The organism is Allofournierella sp., from assembly GCF_017889395.1.
GTDB lineage: Bacteria > Bacillota > Clostridia > Oscillospirales > Ruminococcaceae > Allofournierella.
This window is the reverse complement of sequence record NZ_JAGHKE010000086.1, coordinates 1-15,346: the sequence shown is the minus strand read 5'-3', so window position 1 is coordinate 15,346 and position 15,346 is coordinate 1. Positions and strand designations below refer to the sequence as shown.

Annotated in this window: 16 protein-coding genes; 8 read left to right on the top strand and 8 right to left on the bottom strand. The window is 60.8% G+C overall.

Annotation, left to right across the window (positions count from 1 at the left end):
• From araD to J7G73_RS10865, 8 genes are all read left to right on the top strand, one after another.
• The coding region (gene araD, locus J7G73_RS10900) for an L-ribulose-5-phosphate 4-epimerase AraD (RefSeq protein ID WP_291246269.1) at positions 1-688 on the top strand (688 nt) is incomplete at its 5' end.
• A 22-nt stretch (positions 689-710) separates the two neighbouring features.
• A complete protein-coding gene (locus J7G73_RS10895; RefSeq protein ID WP_291246268.1) occupies positions 711-2,873 on the top strand; it encodes a DUF2142 domain-containing protein in 2,163 nt (720 codons plus the stop codon).
• Between the two features lie 37 nt (positions 2,874-2,910).
• Positions 2,911-3,978 carry a bifunctional glycosyltransferase family 2/GtrA family protein gene (locus J7G73_RS10890; protein WP_291246267.1) on the top strand — a complete coding sequence of 356 codons (1,068 nt, stop codon included), beginning with the start codon at positions 2,911-2,913 and terminating at the stop codon, positions 3,976-3,978.
• Positions 3,979-4,006: 28 nt separating this feature from the next.
• On the top strand, positions 4,007-5,149 hold the full coding sequence (locus J7G73_RS10885; RefSeq protein ID WP_291246266.1) for a glycosyltransferase family 4 protein: 1,143 nt from the start codon (positions 4,007-4,009) through the stop codon (positions 5,147-5,149).
• A gap of 30 nt (positions 5,150-5,179) precedes the next feature.
• Entirely contained in the window at positions 5,180-5,902 is a 723-nt protein-coding gene (locus tag J7G73_RS10880) for a glycosyltransferase family 2 protein (protein WP_087292613.1), read from the top strand.
• Positions 5,903-5,907: 5 nt separating this feature from the next.
• Positions 5,908-6,273, top strand: a complete 366-nt coding sequence (locus J7G73_RS10875) for a DUF2304 domain-containing protein (protein ID WP_087292616.1) — start codon at positions 5,908-5,910, stop codon at positions 6,271-6,273.
• A 79-nt stretch (positions 6,274-6,352) separates the two neighbouring features.
• On the top strand, positions 6,353-6,652 hold the full coding sequence (locus J7G73_RS10870) for a hypothetical protein (RefSeq protein WP_087292619.1): 300 nt from the start codon (positions 6,353-6,355) through the stop codon (positions 6,650-6,652).
• Between the two features lie 113 nt (positions 6,653-6,765).
• Positions 6,766-8,169: an MATE family efflux transporter gene (locus J7G73_RS10865; protein ID WP_291246265.1), complete on the top strand. Its 1,404-nt coding sequence runs from the start codon at positions 6,766-6,768 to the stop codon at positions 8,167-8,169.
• Between the two features lie 132 nt (positions 8,170-8,301).
• Here J7G73_RS10865 and J7G73_RS10860 read toward each other — a convergent pair whose 3' ends face one another.
• From J7G73_RS10860 to J7G73_RS10825, 8 genes are all read right to left on the bottom strand, one after another.
• Positions 8,302-8,742 (bottom strand): CD1247 N-terminal domain-containing protein, encoded by a 441-nt coding sequence (locus J7G73_RS10860; RefSeq protein ID WP_143424666.1) that lies wholly within the window; start codon positions 8,740-8,742, stop codon positions 8,302-8,304.
• Positions 8,743-8,896: 154 nt separating this feature from the next.
• Positions 8,897-9,454, bottom strand: a complete 558-nt coding sequence (efp, locus tag J7G73_RS10855; protein WP_087292625.1) for an elongation factor P — start codon at positions 9,452-9,454, stop codon at positions 8,897-8,899.
• Between the two features lie 189 nt (positions 9,455-9,643).
• Positions 9,644-10,498, bottom strand: coding sequence for a TIM barrel protein (locus J7G73_RS10850; RefSeq protein WP_087292628.1), 855 nt, complete (start codon positions 10,496-10,498; stop codon positions 9,644-9,646).
• Entirely contained in the window at positions 10,495-10,770 is a 276-nt protein-coding gene (locus tag J7G73_RS10845; RefSeq protein ID WP_291246264.1) for an HAD hydrolase-like protein, read from the bottom strand. The genes J7G73_RS10850 and J7G73_RS10845 overlap by 4 nt, the downstream gene beginning before the upstream one ends.
• Before the next feature lie 122 nt (positions 10,771-10,892).
• The gene (rpsU, locus tag J7G73_RS10840; protein WP_058963227.1) at positions 10,893-11,069 is read right to left on the bottom strand and encodes a 30S ribosomal protein S21; all 177 of its coding nucleotides are present in this window, start codon (positions 11,067-11,069) and stop codon (positions 10,893-10,895) included.
• A 186-nt stretch (positions 11,070-11,255) separates the two neighbouring features.
• Positions 11,256-13,676 (bottom strand): leucine--tRNA ligase, encoded by a 2,421-nt coding sequence (leuS, locus tag J7G73_RS10835; RefSeq protein ID WP_291246263.1) that lies wholly within the window; start codon positions 13,674-13,676, stop codon positions 11,256-11,258.
• Between the two features lie 200 nt (positions 13,677-13,876).
• Positions 13,877-14,251 (bottom strand): ribosome silencing factor, encoded by a 375-nt coding sequence (gene rsfS, locus J7G73_RS10830; protein WP_087183484.1) that lies wholly within the window; start codon positions 14,249-14,251, stop codon positions 13,877-13,879.
• 57 nt (positions 14,252-14,308) lie between these two features.
• The coding region (locus J7G73_RS10825) for an LCP family protein (RefSeq protein ID WP_291246262.1) at positions 14,309-15,346 on the bottom strand (1,038 nt) is incomplete at its 5' end.

Below are 15,346 nucleotides of genomic sequence, written 5' to 3'. Positions count from 1 at the left end.
GTATGAAGCATTGAAGCAGGCGGTCTGGGCCGCCAATCTGGCCCTGCCCAAGGCAAACCTCTGCCTTGCCACCTGGGGCAACGCCAGCCAGGTGGACCGCCAGGCCGGTGTCTTCGCCATCAAGCCCTCCGGCGTGGATTATAATACCCTGCGCCCGGAGGATATGGTGGTGGTGCGTCTTTCGGACGGAAGCGTGGCGGAGGGCGAACTGCGCCCCTCGTCCGACACCAAAACCCATCTGGAGCTGTATCGGGCTTTTCCCAACATCGGCGGCGTGGTCCACACCCACAGCCGGTGGGCCACCATCTTCGCCCAGGCCGGGCGGGAGATCCCGGCTCTCGGCACCACCCATGCCGACACCTTCTACGGCCCGGTGCCCTGTGCCCCTGCCCTGACCAAAGAGCAGATTGAGGGCGACTACGAGACCAGCACCGGTCTGGTGCTGGCCGCCGCCTGCGCGGACTGCTACGAATCCATCCCCGCCGGGCTGGTCAAGGCCCACGGCCCCTTCACCTGGGGCAGGGATGCCGCCGACGCAGTGGAGCACGCCATCATTCTGGAGGAGGTGGCCATGATGGCCTACCACAGCCTTGCGCTGGGCGCGCAGCCGGTGGACGGCTACCTGCTGGACAAGCACTACCTGCGCAAGCACGGCCCGGGCGCCTACTATGGCCAGGCGGGTAAATAATTCAACCGGAAAGGGTTTCCCCATGGAAAAACTTCTCACCCAAATCAAGCGCCACCGCCGCCTTTTGGGCGGCGCGGTGCTGCTGGCTGTGGCCTTTTTCATCTTTGCCTGCGTCTGGCTCACCCATGTGCGGGGCAACGGCGAAAAGAGCCGCAGCTGGATGATCAACGACCAGTTCAGCGAATTCGCCCTCATTGACGACACCGTGACTCAGGACTTTGTCTGTGACCGGGACCTGCTTTACATCGGCTTTGCCTTCAAGGTACAGAAGGCGGGCGATGAGGGCCCCGCAGGCGTGCTGGAGCTCACCCTCACCGACCTGGATACCGGCGAGGTGCTGGCCACCAGCGAGGGCGACATGAGCAACATTCTGGACACCACCGAGGCCTACTACACCACGCTGGGGCTTTCCCGGCCGGTGGAGCTGACCGAGGCGGGCGAGCACCACTACCGGGTGAGCCTGACGGCCCACTACATCGGCGAGGGGCGACTGCTCATCGGCTACACCCCCACCCCCAACGGGGCGGGCCTGGGGCTGACCGTGAACGGCCAGCCCACCGAGGGCATGCTGGCCATTCTGGGCGTCTATGCCCAGATCGGCGGCTTCGTGACCAAGTTCTACTGGGTCATTGCCCTGCTGGTGCTGATCCTCATCGGGGCCGGATGGTGGCTGTTCACCGGGCAGAAATGCCCTCTGCACCGGATGGTCTTCTGCTTTGTGCTGGCGCTGGGCATTCTGTTCAGCATGGTGCTGCCCCCCTACTCCGCGCCGGATGAGCAGTTCCACATCAACCAGAGCTTCACTCTGGCCTCCACCATCTACAATCCCTATCTGCCGGTGGCCCAGAGCCAGATTCACAGCAGCCTGCGCCGCCCCTCGGATGTGGATGTGATCGTGCAGGACGGCGAGACCACGGTATTCACCTGGCAGCACATTGCCAAGAATCTGCTTACCACCAACTCCGACCCCTTTACCCACACCCAGGACTACGACGAGTATCAGGTGGATTCCAGCTACACCATGTACTGGATCAGCGCCCTCGGGGTGCTGGCGGGCTTTTTGCTGCGGCTGGGCTTCATCCCCACCCTGTTCCTTGGCAGGCTCACAAACCTTGTATTCTTCGCGTTTCTTTCGGCCTGGGCGGTGAAGCGGACCCCGGTGGCCAAGGCGGTGTTCGCCGCGGTGGCCCTGCTGCCAATGACGCTGCATCTGGCCGCCTCCTACAGCCGGGACTCCAATCTGCTGGCACTCTGCCTGTTGTTCGCGGCACTGGTGCTGGACCTGGCCTTCGGCCCCCGGGAGAAGCTCGGCTGGAAGCAATTGATCCTTCCCGCGCTGGCCGGGCTGCTGATCGTGCCCTCCAAGATCGTATATTTCCCGCTGGCACTGCTGGTCTTTCTGATCCCTGCCGCCCGGCTGGGCCACTATTCCAAGGCGGTCAAGGGCGGATTCCTGGCCCTGTGCCTGGTGTGCTTCTTCTTTAACGCAGGCGGTCAGGTGATTCTGAACGACTTTATGAGCGGCAACACTCAGGTGGCAGCGGGCGCGGCCTCCACCAGCGTTTCTTCTGAAGTGACTGTGACAGCGGAAAGCACTGCCGAGCCGGCCCAGAGCACGCCGGAAAGCACCTCTTCCGCGGTGCAAACCAGTGAAGAGCCCGCTGCTCAACCCTCCGAAGAGGCTCCGGTGCAGGACGACAGCGTCTGTTACACCCTGCCCTATATCCTCTCTCATCCGCTGGATACCCTGGAGCTGGCCATCCGCTCGGTGGTGGAAAACGGCGACCATTACGTGAAGACCCTGATCGGCGGTACCCTGAGCTACTTTGACCCGGGCGTACAGATCGCCTGGACCTGGGTGGCCGCTTTGATGATCCTGCTGGCTCTGGCCTGGCTGCAGCCCGGCTTTGAGCTGCCGGTGTGGGCCAAGGCCCTCTGCCTGCTGATCGGGCTTGCCTGCTGCGGTCTGGCGGTGCTGGGCTGCATCTCCTGGACCCCCACCTATTACACCACCATCTACGGGCTGCAGGGCCGCTATTTCCTGCCGGTGCTGTGCCTGCTGTTGCTGGCCCGGCCCAAGCTGCTGCTGCTGCAGACCGACTGCACCCGCGGCCTGATCTACGCGGTGACTCTTGTGGACCTTCTGGTCCTTCTCAATGCTTTTCTTTCCATTCTGGCCCGGTAAACGGCCATACGCCATCCGTTAAGGAGTACGATATTTTATGGATTACAAGCAAATTCCTCTGATCATCCCCTCGCTGGAGCCGGATGAAAAGCTGCCCCGCCTGCTGGAGCAGCTGCACGCGGCGGGCATTCAGAACATCGTTCTGGTGGACGACGGCAGCGGCCCCGCCTACGCCCATTTCTTTGAAGAAGCCCAGCAGCGCTGGGGCTGCCCAGTGCTGCGCCATGCGGTGAATCTGGGCAAGGGGCGCGCGCTCAAGACCGCCTTCAACTACTGCCTGAACACCTGGCCGGACGCCCCCGGCTGCGTGACCGCCGATTCCGACGGCCAACATACCCCCGAGTGCATCCTGAAGGTGATGAAGGCCCTCACCGAGCGGCCGGACGCCCTGATCCTGGGCTGCCGCGACTTCGACGAGAAGGATGTGCCGCTGCGCTCCAGCTTCGGCAACAAATGCACCCGCTTTGTGTTCAAGGCGCTGGTGGGCCTTTCCATCACCGACACCCAGACCGGCCTGCGGGCCATCCCCACCTCCTTCATGAAGATCCTGATGCATTCCGGCGGCGAGCGGTTCGAGTTTGAATCCAACATGCTCATCGACACCAAGGATGCCGGGGTGCCCATTGTGGAAGTGCCCATCGAGACGGTTTACATCGAGGAAAACAAGACCAGCCATTTCAATCCCCTGCGGGATTCCGCCCGCATCTACGCGGTGTTCGGCAAGTTTTTATTCTCCTCCCTGTCCTCCAGCGTGGTGGACCTGGTGCTGTTCAGCCTGTTCTGCATGCTGCTGAATCCCTTTGTGGAGGGAACCCTGTACATCACCCTGGCCACTGTGTTTGCCCGGGTGATCTCGGCCACCTACAACTACCTGCTGAACTACAAGCTGGTGTTCAAAAGCCGGGAGCACCACGGCATGGCCGCCGGCAAATACTTTGTGCTGGCTGTGGTGCAGATGGCCTGCTCCGCCGGGCTGGTCAGCCTGCTGTACGCCTTGACCGGCGGCTTCTCCGAGCTGGTGATCAAGATCTGCGTGGACGTGTTCCTGTTCTTCATCAGCTTCCAGATCCAGCGGGAGTTCGTTTACAAAAAGCGCGGGGCGTAACGCCCGCCGTGCACGGGAGGTTCGCTTCGTGACCATCTGTTTTTTCTCCGCCCAGTACCTGCCCACCGTGGGCGGGGTGGAGCGGTACACCTTCAACCTGGCCCGTCGGGTGGTGGCCGCGGGACACAGCGCCATCGTGGTGACCAGTGCCCTGCCCGGCCTGCCGGAGTTTGAGACCGACGAGCACGGCATCCGCATCTACCGTCTGCCAGTCTGGCCGCTGATGAACGGCCGCTTTCCGGTGCTGAAACCGGGGCGGGCATTCCGGACGCTGACAAAGCGGCTGTGGGCCGAGCCCATCGGCTTCTGCGTCATCAACACCCGCTTTTACATCAGCAGCCTGTACGCTGCCCGCCAGTGCAGAAAGCGGGGCATTCCCGCCATTGTGGTGGACCATTCCACCGGCCATCTTCCCATGGGCAATTCGCTGCTGAACGCAGCGGGGGCCTGCTATGAGCATCTGGCGGCGGTCTGGCTGAAGGCCTGCCGACCCCGCTTTTTCGGTGTGAGCCGGGCGGTGTGCCGCTGGCTGGAGCATTTCGGCATCAAGCCTGCCGGCCAGCTGTACAACGCGGTGGACCCCGCTGAGGTTCGGGCGCTGGCCCATGCTGCGGACGCGGTGGACTGGCGGGCCCGGCTGGGCCTTCCCGCCGACGAAAAGCTGGTGGTCTTTCTGGGCCGGGTGATTCCGGAAAAGGGTGTGGCCGAGCTGATCGAGGCCTTTGCCCATGCCGACCTGCCCGGGTGCAGCCTGGTGGTGGCGGGTGACGGTCCGCTGCTGGCCAGACTGCGGGAAAACTGCCCGCCGAAGGTCCATCTGGCGGGCGCTGTGCCCTATGCCCAGGCCATGCAGCTGCTGGCCCAGGCTCAGCTGTACTGTCTGCCCACCTACTATGCCGAGGGCTTCCCCACCACCTTTCTGGAGGCAGCGGCCTGCAGCTGCCCCATTCTGACCACCCGCACCGGCGGCAGCGACGAGCTTCTGCCGGACGAGAGCTACGGCATCCAGCTGGATGGAGTGGACCCCCAGGCGCTGACCGCCGCGCTGCAACGCTGCCTGACGGATAACGCATGGGGCGTGACCGCGGCCCGAAAGACCGCCGCCCGGCTGGAGGAGCACTTCACCTGGGAGGCCGTGACCCGCGAGCTTCTGCGGCTTGCCGGGGCATAACAACCTGACTGCAAAGGAAATTGAACGCTTATGTCCAAGCTATTGATCGTGATTCCCGCCTACAACGAGGAAGGAAACATTGTTCGCGTGGTGAACGAGCTGGCAGCCCGTTACCCCCAATACGACTATGTGGTGGTGAACGACGGCAGCCGCGACCGCACCGCCGCGCTCTGCCGCCAGCACGGCTTCCGGCTGATCGATCTGCCGGTGAACCTGGGTCTGGCCGGTGCCTTCCAGACCGGGCTGCGCTACGCCGCCGAAAACGGCTACGACTGCGCCCTGCAGTTCGACGCGGACGGCCAGCACAAGCCGGAATACATCCAGCCCATGCTGGAGGAGCTGGAAAACGGGGCCGATATTGTGATCGGCAGCCGGTTCCTCACCGTGAAAAAGCCCAAGAGCCTGCGCATGCTGGGCAGCTACCTGATCAGCTGGGCCATCCGACTGACCACCGGCCAGGCCATCTGCGACCCCACCAGCGGCATGCGGATGTTCAACCGCCGCATGGTGGAGGAATTTGCCCTGAACCTGAACTACGGCCCCGAGCCGGATACCATCAGCTACCTGATCAAGAACGGTGCTGTGGTGCGTGAGATCCAGGTGCAGATGGGCGAGCGGCTCACTGGCACCAGCTACCTGAATTTTACCCGCTCGGTGGAATACATGCTCAAGATGGGCCTTTCCATCCTGCTGATCCAGTGGTTCCGCAAGCGGGAGCCCGTTACCTTCTATTACCCGGAAAGGAGAGACTGAACGCCATGTCCCCATTGCTTCCCCTTGCGCTGCGCGCGCTTCTGATCTGCGGCAGCCTGTGCACCACCCTGTTCATTCTTCGCCGGGTCCGTCAGGCAAAGGTCCAGATCGAGGACTCCATCTTCTGGCTGCTGTTTTCCGCCTGCCTCTTGCTTTTGAGCCTGTTCCCGGAGATCACCACCTGGGTGGCCCGCAAATTCGGCTTTGTGAGCGAGATCAACGTGGTGTATCTGGCCATTATCTTTTTGCTGCTCATCAAGCAGTTCTACATGTCGGTACGGATCAGTCAGATGGATTCCAAGCTGAAAAGCCTGACCCAGAAGGTGGCTCTGAACGAGGAAAAGATCGAGCGGAGCAAGCTGGACCTGTGAACCGGCCCGCCGTTGTGTTTCTGAGTCGTTTATGGTATAATAAAAATAACATATATCAACCGACTGGAGGGTTTTTACAATGGCATATACCCCGAAACTGACCTACAAGGGCAAGCCTTTGGTACGCTGCGGCAACGAGATCTACTACGGCAGCCTGGCTGATCCCTTTGTGATTTTTATGCAGATTCTCACCGAGAAGGAAGAAAACGGCATGAAGATGGCCGATAAGATTCATGTGATCCTCATGAGCACCGATTCTGCCAAGCCCCTGCCCGAGCGGGTGGTGAAGCAGAGCAGCAAGAGCGGCCTTTACACTGCTCTGGAGATCGGCTCCATGTGGCTGGAGCGTGCTTTGAAGGAAGCGCCCGCCAAAAAGTAACGACCATTTACTGCAAAACGATGCGCACTGTTCCGTACCCGGAACAGTGCGCTGTTTTGTTGCCCATTGCTCTTTAAAACTCACTCCCAGCAGGAAAGGATAGATATCGCAGGATGGCATTTCTTCATTTTCATCATACGGCCGGGGGTGGCCAGGTGGATTTTTCCGGCCCCAACGTGCGCCGGAGTGTGCTTGCAGTGGCGGCGCCCATGCTGGTGGCCCAGATCCTGAACCTTCTGTATAATATCGTGGACCGGATCTACATCGGCAAAATTCCCGGTCAGGGCACGCTGGCGCTGGCCGGACTTGGGCTGTGCTTTCCCCTCATCACCCTGATCACCGCCTTCGCCAACCTGTTCGGTGTGGGCGGCGCGCCGCTGTGTTCCATTGCCCGGGGCCGGAAGGACCTGAACAGCGCCCGGACCATTCTGGCCAACGCCTGGTTCATGCTGATGGTCTGCGGGCTCGTGCTCACAGTGGTGGGCATTGTATTTCACAAGCCGCTGCTCTACCTGTTCGGCGCCAGCGACAGCACCTACCCCTACGCAGCCCAGTACATGACCATTTACCTGCTGGGTACTGTTTTCGTAATGACCTCGCTGGGGATGAACCCTTACATCAACAGCCAGGGCTTTGCCCGCACCGGCATGCTCACCGTGCTGCTGGGCGCGGTGACCAACATCATTTTGGACCCCATCCTGATCTTCGGTCTGGGGCTGGGTGTGCGGGGCGCCGCAATTGCCACGGTGCTTTCTCAGCTGCTTTCGGCGGTGTGGGTGATGGTCTTTCTCACCGGCCCGAAGGCGGAGCTGCGGCTGGTTTTCAAGGGCTTTCGGCCGGATGCAGGCATCATCAAACGCATTCTGGCGCTGGGCACCTCCAGCTTTGTGATGTCCTTCACCGACAGCCTGGTCCAGGTGGCCTGTAATTCCACCTTGCGCGCCTTCGGCGGCGATCTGTACATCAGCGTAATGACGGTGATCAACTCGGTGCGGCAGATCGCCCAGACACCGGTGCTGGCCCTTGCTGACGGTGCTTCGCCGGTCATCAGCTACAACTACGGGGCCCGGGTGGCGGACCGGGTGCGGGCGGCTATCCGCTTCATGACCCAGCTGGGCTTTGGCTATACTCTGCTGATCTGGGGCCTGATTTCCCTGTTCCCAGAGGCCTTCATCCGTATCTTCAACCAGGACCCGGAGCTGCTGGCCGCTGCGGTGCCCTCGCTGCACATCTACTTCTTCGGTTTTGTGATGATGGCCTTTCAGTTCTCCGGCCAGAGCGTGTTCAAATCGCTGAACAAGGCGAAGCTGGCCATCTTTTTCTCGCTGCTGCGCAAGGCGATCATTGTGGTGCCTCTCACCCTGCTGCTGCCCCATCTGGGCGGGCTTGGGGTGAACGGCGTATTTCTGGCCGAGCCCATCTCCAACCTGATCGGCGGCCTTGCCTGCTACATCACCATGCGCTGCACCGTGATGCCGGAGCTCTCGGCCATGGAAACGGTCAAATCCGCCCGGTAAATGGCCCTTGCGGCGTTTTTCCGCTTTCGGTAAGACCAAACCTTTTCAACAGAGAAAAAACATTGTAAGCACAAAAAGCGGCGGATGGCAATTGCCATCCGCCGCTTTCTTGCTTATGTTTGAGGCCGAGAATCACTCGTTCTCCTCGGTGCACTCCTCGCAGTCGCAGTCCTCACCGCACTCGCTGAATTCGATCTCGAACTCGGCGCCGCAGTTGCCGCAGCAAACCTGCTCGTTCAGCAGGGTGTCCTCGTCCACGACGGTCACCGCGCCGCAGTTGGGGCAGGTCAGCTCGTACTCGGCTTCCACTTCCTCGTCCTCGTCGTCTTCCTCTTCGTCGTCCTCGTCCTCGTCGTCGCCGAACACGGCTTCTTCCAGGTCGTCCATATCCTCGTCCATGGCATCCAGCTCGTCGTAGACCTGATCCAGGTCATCGTCCATGTCCGCCACGGTGTCGCACAGATCCTCCAGCAGATCGTACATGGCCTTCAGGACCTTGCCTTCCTTGCTGTCGCCGATCTCCAGACCCTCCATCAGGCCCTTCAGGTATGCAGCACGCTCTTTCAGTTCCATTGTTCATTCCTCCTTTGAAGAAGTATCAAACATTTTTATGACCACGCCTTCACTGCCGAAAACCGGCAGCGTGGCGCTCACACTGGATAAAACAAAACCTGGGCGGCGGCAAAGCCGCCGCCCAGGTGAATGCGTTCCGGAATCAAGCCTTGAATCAGGCGCGCTCCATGTACTCGCCGGTGCGGGTGTCCACACGGATCATGTCGCCCTCGTTGATGAACAGAGGTACGCGAATCTCAGCGCCGGTCTCCAGCTTGGCGGGCTTCAGGGTGTTGGTGGCGGTGTTGCCCTTGAAGCCGGGCTCGGTCTCGGTGACCTGCAGCACAACAAAGTTGGGAGCCTCCAGGCCGAACACGTTGCCCTTGTAGCTCAGGATCTTAACCATCTCGTTCTCCTTCACGAACTTGAAGGCGTCGGACAGATCATGCTCGTTCAGGGGGATCTGCTCGTAGGTCTCGGTGTCCATGAAGTAGTACAGGCCGCCGTCCTCGTACAGGTACTGCATCTCACGGCGCTCGATGAAGGCGGTGGGGAACTTATCGCTGGGGTTGTAGCTCTTCTCGGTCACGGCACCGGTGATCACGTTCTTGGTCTTGGTGCGCACGAAGGCAGCGCCCTTACCGGGCTTAACATGCTGGAACTCCACAACCTGGAGCACGTTGCCGTTCTCTTCAAAAGTTACGCCATTGCGAAAATCGCCTGCAGAAATCATAAAGGATCCTCCAATTAAAATTTATTCTGGCCCGGCCAAACCGGCCTTGCACTGCCAGCGCCGCGGCCTGGCTGCTGCGGTTGAGCAGTAGCGATGCGGCGCGGGCATTCACTGACATATCTGTTATTATTCTACCCCAGAAACGGCTATTTTTCAAGCCCTTTCTTGCCCTTTTCAGGGGCCCGGCGGTTACCGGACCAGGCTCTGGTAATACCGCTTCATGGCGGCAGCGTCCTCCGCCTGGGTACCGGCGGACTCGCAGATGATCACCGGCGAGAGCCCCCGCTCATAGCACAGCTCCAGCAGCGGCTCGAACTCCGGTCCGTAAACGGTATCGGCGAAGGTCAGGTGCTGCTTTTCGCCGCCGGTGGTGTATTCGATCTTGCTGAAGTGCACATGGAATTTGCTGGCCCGCTCGTCGCCCAGCACCTCGCCCATCCGGTCCAGAATGGCGGCATAGTCCGCCTTGGTCTTGATGGAGCCCTGGTCCCGGGCGTTCAGGTGGCCGAAGTCGATGCAGGGGGTGATGCGTTTGTCCACCCCGCACAGGGCCAGCACCTCATCCAGCGTGCCCAGCTGGCCCACCTTGCCCATAGTCTCGGGGCAGAGCACGATGTCGGAGAAACCGGCTTCGTCCACTGCTGCCACGATGCGGTGCATGGTGTCCAGCGCCTTTTCCAGGGCGGCTTCCCGGCTCTGCTTGCCGCAGCTGCCGGAGTGGAAGATCACCCGCTGACCGCCCAGCGCCCGGATGGCCGCCGCGCTTTGCAGGATGTAGTCCACACTGTTCAGGCGCTTTTCCTCCTCCAGACTGCTCATGGAGATGTAATAGGGCGCGTGCAGGCTGAAGTAGATGCCGTGCACCGCCGCCTGGGCGCGGATCTTGGAGGCAAGCTCCTCCTTGATGCGCACGCCCCGGCCGCACTGATACTCAAAGGCGTCCAGGCCCATTTTTGCGGTATATTCCGGCACCTGCACGCTGTTTTTATAGCCCTGCTCGGCAAAGCTCTGGCTTGTGCCGGCGGTTCCGAATAAGATGCTCACAGAAGCTTCCCTCCCTTTTTGAAATAGCGGGCCAGAAAGGGCTTTTCCAGCCTGCGCTTGAAGCGAATGCCCTTTTTGAAATCCTCATACATGGGCTGCACCACCAAAGCCGGGATACCGTACAGCGTTCCGGCCAGCCGGTCGGTGAACAGCTGGTCGCCCACGATGGCCATCTGCCGCCGGGGCACCCCGAACTTCTTGCGGGCCCGGGCCAGAAATTCCGGCGTGATGGCCGCCGCGCCGGAAAAAAGATACTCCGGTGTGATGAACATAGCGCTTCTCCCATAAAAGCGGGGCCGATGCCCCGGAAAAATCAACAAAAAAATGAGCGGGCCCCCAGGGGACCCGCTCGGGCGTTTGCACGCATTTCAGCCTTTGTTCCGGCTAACCGCAATTACTTAAACTTGCGCTTGCGGGCAGCTTCGGACTTCTTCTTGCGGCGCACAGAGGGCTTCTCGTAAGCTTCACGCTTGCGAACCTCGGCAAGCACACCGCTGCGGGCGCAAGAACGCTTAAAACGACGCAGCGCGCTCTCCAGCGACTCGTTGTCCTTGACACGAATTTCCGACATCTATTTTTCCCTCCCTTGGACCTGAGGCAGGAGTTTCGTTGTATAGCCCCAAATGAGGGTATTCAACATATCGATTATACTATGCCACAGTTAGTTCTGTCAACTAAAATCTTGTGCAAATTCAAAACTTTCTGCAATTGAGGACCAGGTTTTGGTCCTCGGGTTGCAAATCGTCAACAGCTTTGCTTATTTGACCACCAGGTTGACCAGCTTGCCGGGCACGGCGATCTCCTTCACGATGGTCTTGCCCTCCAGCAGAGCAGCCACGGAGGCATCCGCCTTCACGGCAGCCAGGGTGGCGTCCTTATCCAGGCCGGAGGCCAGGTTCAGGCGGGCCTTGGGCTTGCCGTTCAGCTGCACCAGCACCTCCACGGTGCTTTCCACGCACTTGGCCTCGTCGTAGGCAGGCCACTGGGCGTGAGCGATCTGGCCCTCAAAGCCCTGCTGCTGCCACATCTCCTCGGTGATGTGGGGAGCGAAGGGGTTGACCAGAATCAGCAGGCTGCGCAGCTCGTCCTTGGTAACGCCGCCGGCGGCGTACAGGTCGTTCAGCAGGCTCATCATGGAGGCGATGGCAGTGTTGTGCTTGAGCACCTCGATGTCCTCGCCCACCTTCTTGATGGTCTTGTGGAAGGCGGTCTCCAGCTCGGGACGGTAGCCCTCGCCGGGAACGATCATCTCGCCCAGGCCCCACAGACGATCCAGGAAGCGCTTGCAGCCTTTGATGCCCTTGGTGGACCAGGGAGCGGCCTTCTCGAAGTCGCCGATGAACATCTCGTACAGACGCAGGGTGTCGGCGCCGTACTCGGCCACCACGTCATCCGGGTTGATCACGTTGCCGCGGCTCTTGGACATCTTCTCGCCGTTCTCGCCCAGGATCATGCCGTGGCTGGTGCGTTTGGCGTAGGGCTCCTTGGTGGGAACCACACCGATGTCGTACAGGAACTTATGCCAGAAGCGGCTGTACAGCAGGTGCAGGGTGGTGTGCTCCATGCCGCCGTTGTACCAGTCCACAGGGCCCCAGTATTCCACGGCCTCTTTGCTCACGGGAGCGGTGTCGCAGTGGGGGTCCATATAACGCAGGAAGTACCAGGAGGAACCGGCCCACTGAGGCATGGTGTCGGTCTCGCGCTTGGCGGGGCCGCCGCAGCAGGGGCAGGTGGTGTTGACCCACTCGGTGTGGCGGGCCAGCGGGCTCTCGCCGCCCTCGCCGGGCTCGAAGTCGCTGATCTCGGGCAGCTTCAGGGGCAGCTCGCTCTCGGGAATGGGCTGCCAGCCGCACTTCTCACAGTGAACCATGGGGATGGGCTCGCCCCAGTAGCGCTGGCGGCTGAACACCCAGTCACGCAGCTTGAAGTTCACCTTGGCGTGGCCCTTGCCCTCGCTCTCCAGCCACTCGATCATCTTTTTCTTGGCGTCTTCCACGCTCAGGCCGTCCAGGAAGCCGCTGTTCACCAGAGTGCCGGTGGCAACATCGGTGAAGGCCTCCTTGTCCAGATGGCTCTCGCCCTGGCCCTTGACCACCTCGACGATGGGCAGGCCGAACACCTTGGCGAACTCGTAGTCGCGGGTGTCGTGGGCGGGCACCGCCATGATGGCGCCGGTGCCGTAGGTGGCCAGCACGTAGTCGGAGATGAAGATGGGGATCTCCTTGCCGTTCACCGGGTTGATGCCCATCACGCCCTCCAGCTTCACGCCGGTCTTTTCCTTGTTCAGCTCGGTGCGCTCGAAGTCGCTCTTGCGGGCGGCCTCCGCCTGGTAGGCGCGCACGGCCTCGGCATTCTGGATGGTGCCGTTCTCCAGCCACTGGTTCACCAGGGCATGCTCGGGGCTGACCACCATGTAGGTGGCGCCGAACAGGGTGTCGCAGCGGGTGGTGTACACGGTCAGGGTGTCGCCGGTGGTGGTGGTGAAGTTCACCTCGGCGCCGGTGGAGCGGCCGATCCAGTTCTTCTGCTGGGTGGCCACGCGCTCGATGAAATCCAGGCCATCCAGATCGTCGATCAGGCGGTCGGCATAGGCGGTGATCTTCAGCATCCACTGGCTCTTCACCTTGTGGACCACCTCGCCGCCGCAGCGCTCGCAGCAGCCGTTCACCACTTCTTCGTTGGCCAGCACCACCTTACAGCTGGTGCACCAGTTCACGCTCATTTCCTTCTTGTAGGCCAGACCGTGCTTGTACAGCTGCAGGAAGATCCACTGGGTCCACTTGTAGTAGCTGGGATCGGTGGTGTTGATCTCACGGTCCCAGTCGAAGGACAGGCCCAGCGCCTGCAGCTGGCTCTTGAAGCGGGCCACGTTGTTCTTGGTCACGATCTCGGGATGGATGTGGTTCTTCATGGCGAAGTTCTCGGTGGGCAGGCCGAAGGCATCCCAGCCCATGGGGTACAGCACATTGTAGCCAGCCAGCCGCTTTTTGCGGGCCACGATGTCCAGCGCGGTGTAGCTGCGGGGATGGCCCACGTGCAGGCCCTGGCCGCTGGGGTACGGGAACTCTACCAGAGCGTAGAACTTGGGTTTCGTGTGGTCGATCTTGGCGGCGAAGGTCTTTTCGTCCGCCCAGACTTTCTGCCATTTTTTCTCAATGGCTTTGAAATCGTATTTCACCTTTATCAACTCCAACCAAAATTTGAGCGTTTTGCCCCTTACGGCACTGCCGCATCACTCCGCGTTTTGCCCCGGAAGGATGCGGCCGCGCCGTTAAAATAAAACGGCGACAGCCAGTTTTCCACCGCGGGCTTGTCCCGCTGTGGAAAACTGGCTCATGGCCGCCCCATGCTTGCACACAGGGCGGCGTTCCGTTTGATTTATTCGTTTGCGCCGCCCTCGGCGGGTGCGTCGAACTGGATGTCGCACTCCTCAGCATCCGCCCACAGGTGCTCCAGGTCATAGAACTCCCGGGCCTGGGGATAGAACACGTGAACAATCACAGTGCCGTAGTCCAGGAGAATCCAGTTCTTGGCGTCGTAGCCCTCGGTGCGCAGAGCCTTCACGCCCTGCTGCTCCAGCTGGAACTCCACTTCCTCGGCCAGGCTCTTCACGTGGGTGGTGGAGGTACCGTTGGCGATCACAAAGTAATCGGTGAGCACGGTCAGATCCCGCACCTTCAGTACCTTCACATTCGCGGCTTTTTTGGTGTCCAGCACTTTCGCGATGCTGGTCGCAAGCTGCAAGCTTTCCATTTATTGTTTCTCCTTTCGCCGGTCTGTCGCCGGCTGCTGTTCTTGATGTTGCGGGACTCAGCCGCCGGCCTGTGCGCCCTCGGCCTCGGTATCCAATTGGCCCATATACTGCACGTTGGGGTCGGTGGACTCGCCCACGGTGGCCAAGGTGGGGACGTTCAACTCATACACAGGTTCCCCGTAGGTGCGGAAGTACTGGTTGAGCAGGTCGGTGGTCTTGGCCACGTCGCAGATCAAATGGGTCTGTTTGTTGTAGCGCTGGGCGGCGGAGTAGGTGGGCAACTTGCACATCATGATATTAGAACTGTCCACCTGTAGGAAGCTCACGCCCAGGCTGACCAGCACATCGCCGGGAATATCGGTGGTGATGTACTTGAGCGTCACCGGAGTCAGCTTGGCAATGTCCCACACATTTGCGGTGCGGATGCGAGCGAACAGGCCCTGATAGAAGTAGCGCTGCATATCCAGGCGGGCGATGTCCGCCTGGGCGTAGTTGCGGTTGCGCACGAAAAACTCGGCGGCCTCGCCGTCCAGGTTGCGGTAGCCCTGCTCCAGAGTGCTGCCCTTATAGGACATATCCTGAGGGATGTACACCTCGATGCCGCCGAAGTGATCCACGATCTCCTTCAAAGACTGCATATCGATGGTCACATAATAGTCGATGGGCAGCTTGTACTGCTCGCTGATGAGCTTTGCCAGATCGGTGATGCCGCCCTCGTTGCGCAGGGCCACCGCGTTGATCTTGCCGGTGTTGCCGTGATTGTACTCCTCGCCGGGATAGGTGTCCCGGGGGATCTGGAGCATGTTGATCTTCTTTTCCTTCACATTGAAGTTCACATACATGATCATGTCGGTCATGCCGTCGTTGGAGCTGGAATCACCGCCGTAGTTGCGGGTCTCATCCTTGTCGATGCCGCAGACCAGAATATTCACCACATCGCCCTTATACTCGCTGGGGGTGTTGATCAGCTCATTGATGGTGGGGGCGCCGCCTTCGGGGCTTATGCTGCGCACCACCCACTGATACAGGCCGAACAGGCCCACACAGACCACGGCCACCAGGGTCAGCAGGCTGATCAGAGCAATTTTCAGCGG

Bases quoted from the DNA above. Each gene is read 5' to 3' on its own strand.
- J7G73_RS10895 (WP_291246268.1), top strand. From the start codon at position 711: ATGGAAAAACTTCTCACCCAAATCAAGCGCCACCGCCGCCTTTTGGGC.
- J7G73_RS10890 (WP_291246267.1), top strand. From the start codon at position 2,911: ATGGATTACAAGCAAATTCCTCTGATCATCCCCTCGCTGGAGCCGGAT.
- J7G73_RS10880 (WP_087292613.1), top strand. From the start codon at position 5,180: ATGTCCAAGCTATTGATCGTGATTCCCGCCTACAACGAGGAAGGAAAC.
- J7G73_RS10875 (WP_087292616.1), top strand. From the start codon at position 5,908: ATGTCCCCATTGCTTCCCCTTGCGCTGCGCGCGCTTCTGATCTGCGGC.
- J7G73_RS10870 (WP_087292619.1), top strand. From the start codon at position 6,353: ATGGCATATACCCCGAAACTGACCTACAAGGGCAAGCCTTTGGTACGC.
- J7G73_RS10865 (WP_291246265.1), top strand. From the start codon at position 6,766: ATGGCATTTCTTCATTTTCATCATACGGCCGGGGGTGGCCAGGTGGAT.
- J7G73_RS10860 (WP_143424666.1), bottom strand. From the start codon at position 8,742: ATGGAACTGAAAGAGCGTGCTGCATACCTGAAGGGCCTGATGGAGGGT.
- efp (WP_087292625.1), bottom strand. From the start codon at position 9,454: ATGATTTCTGCAGGCGATTTTCGCAATGGCGTAACTTTTGAAGAGAAC.
- J7G73_RS10845 (WP_291246264.1), bottom strand. From the start codon at position 10,770: ATGTTCATCACACCGGAGTATCTTTTTTCCGGCGCGGCGGCCATCACG.
- rpsU (WP_058963227.1), bottom strand. From the start codon at position 11,069: ATGTCGGAAATTCGTGTCAAGGACAACGAGTCGCTGGAGAGCGCGCTG.
- rsfS (WP_087183484.1), bottom strand. From the start codon at position 14,251: ATGGAAAGCTTGCAGCTTGCGACCAGCATCGCGAAAGTGCTGGACACC.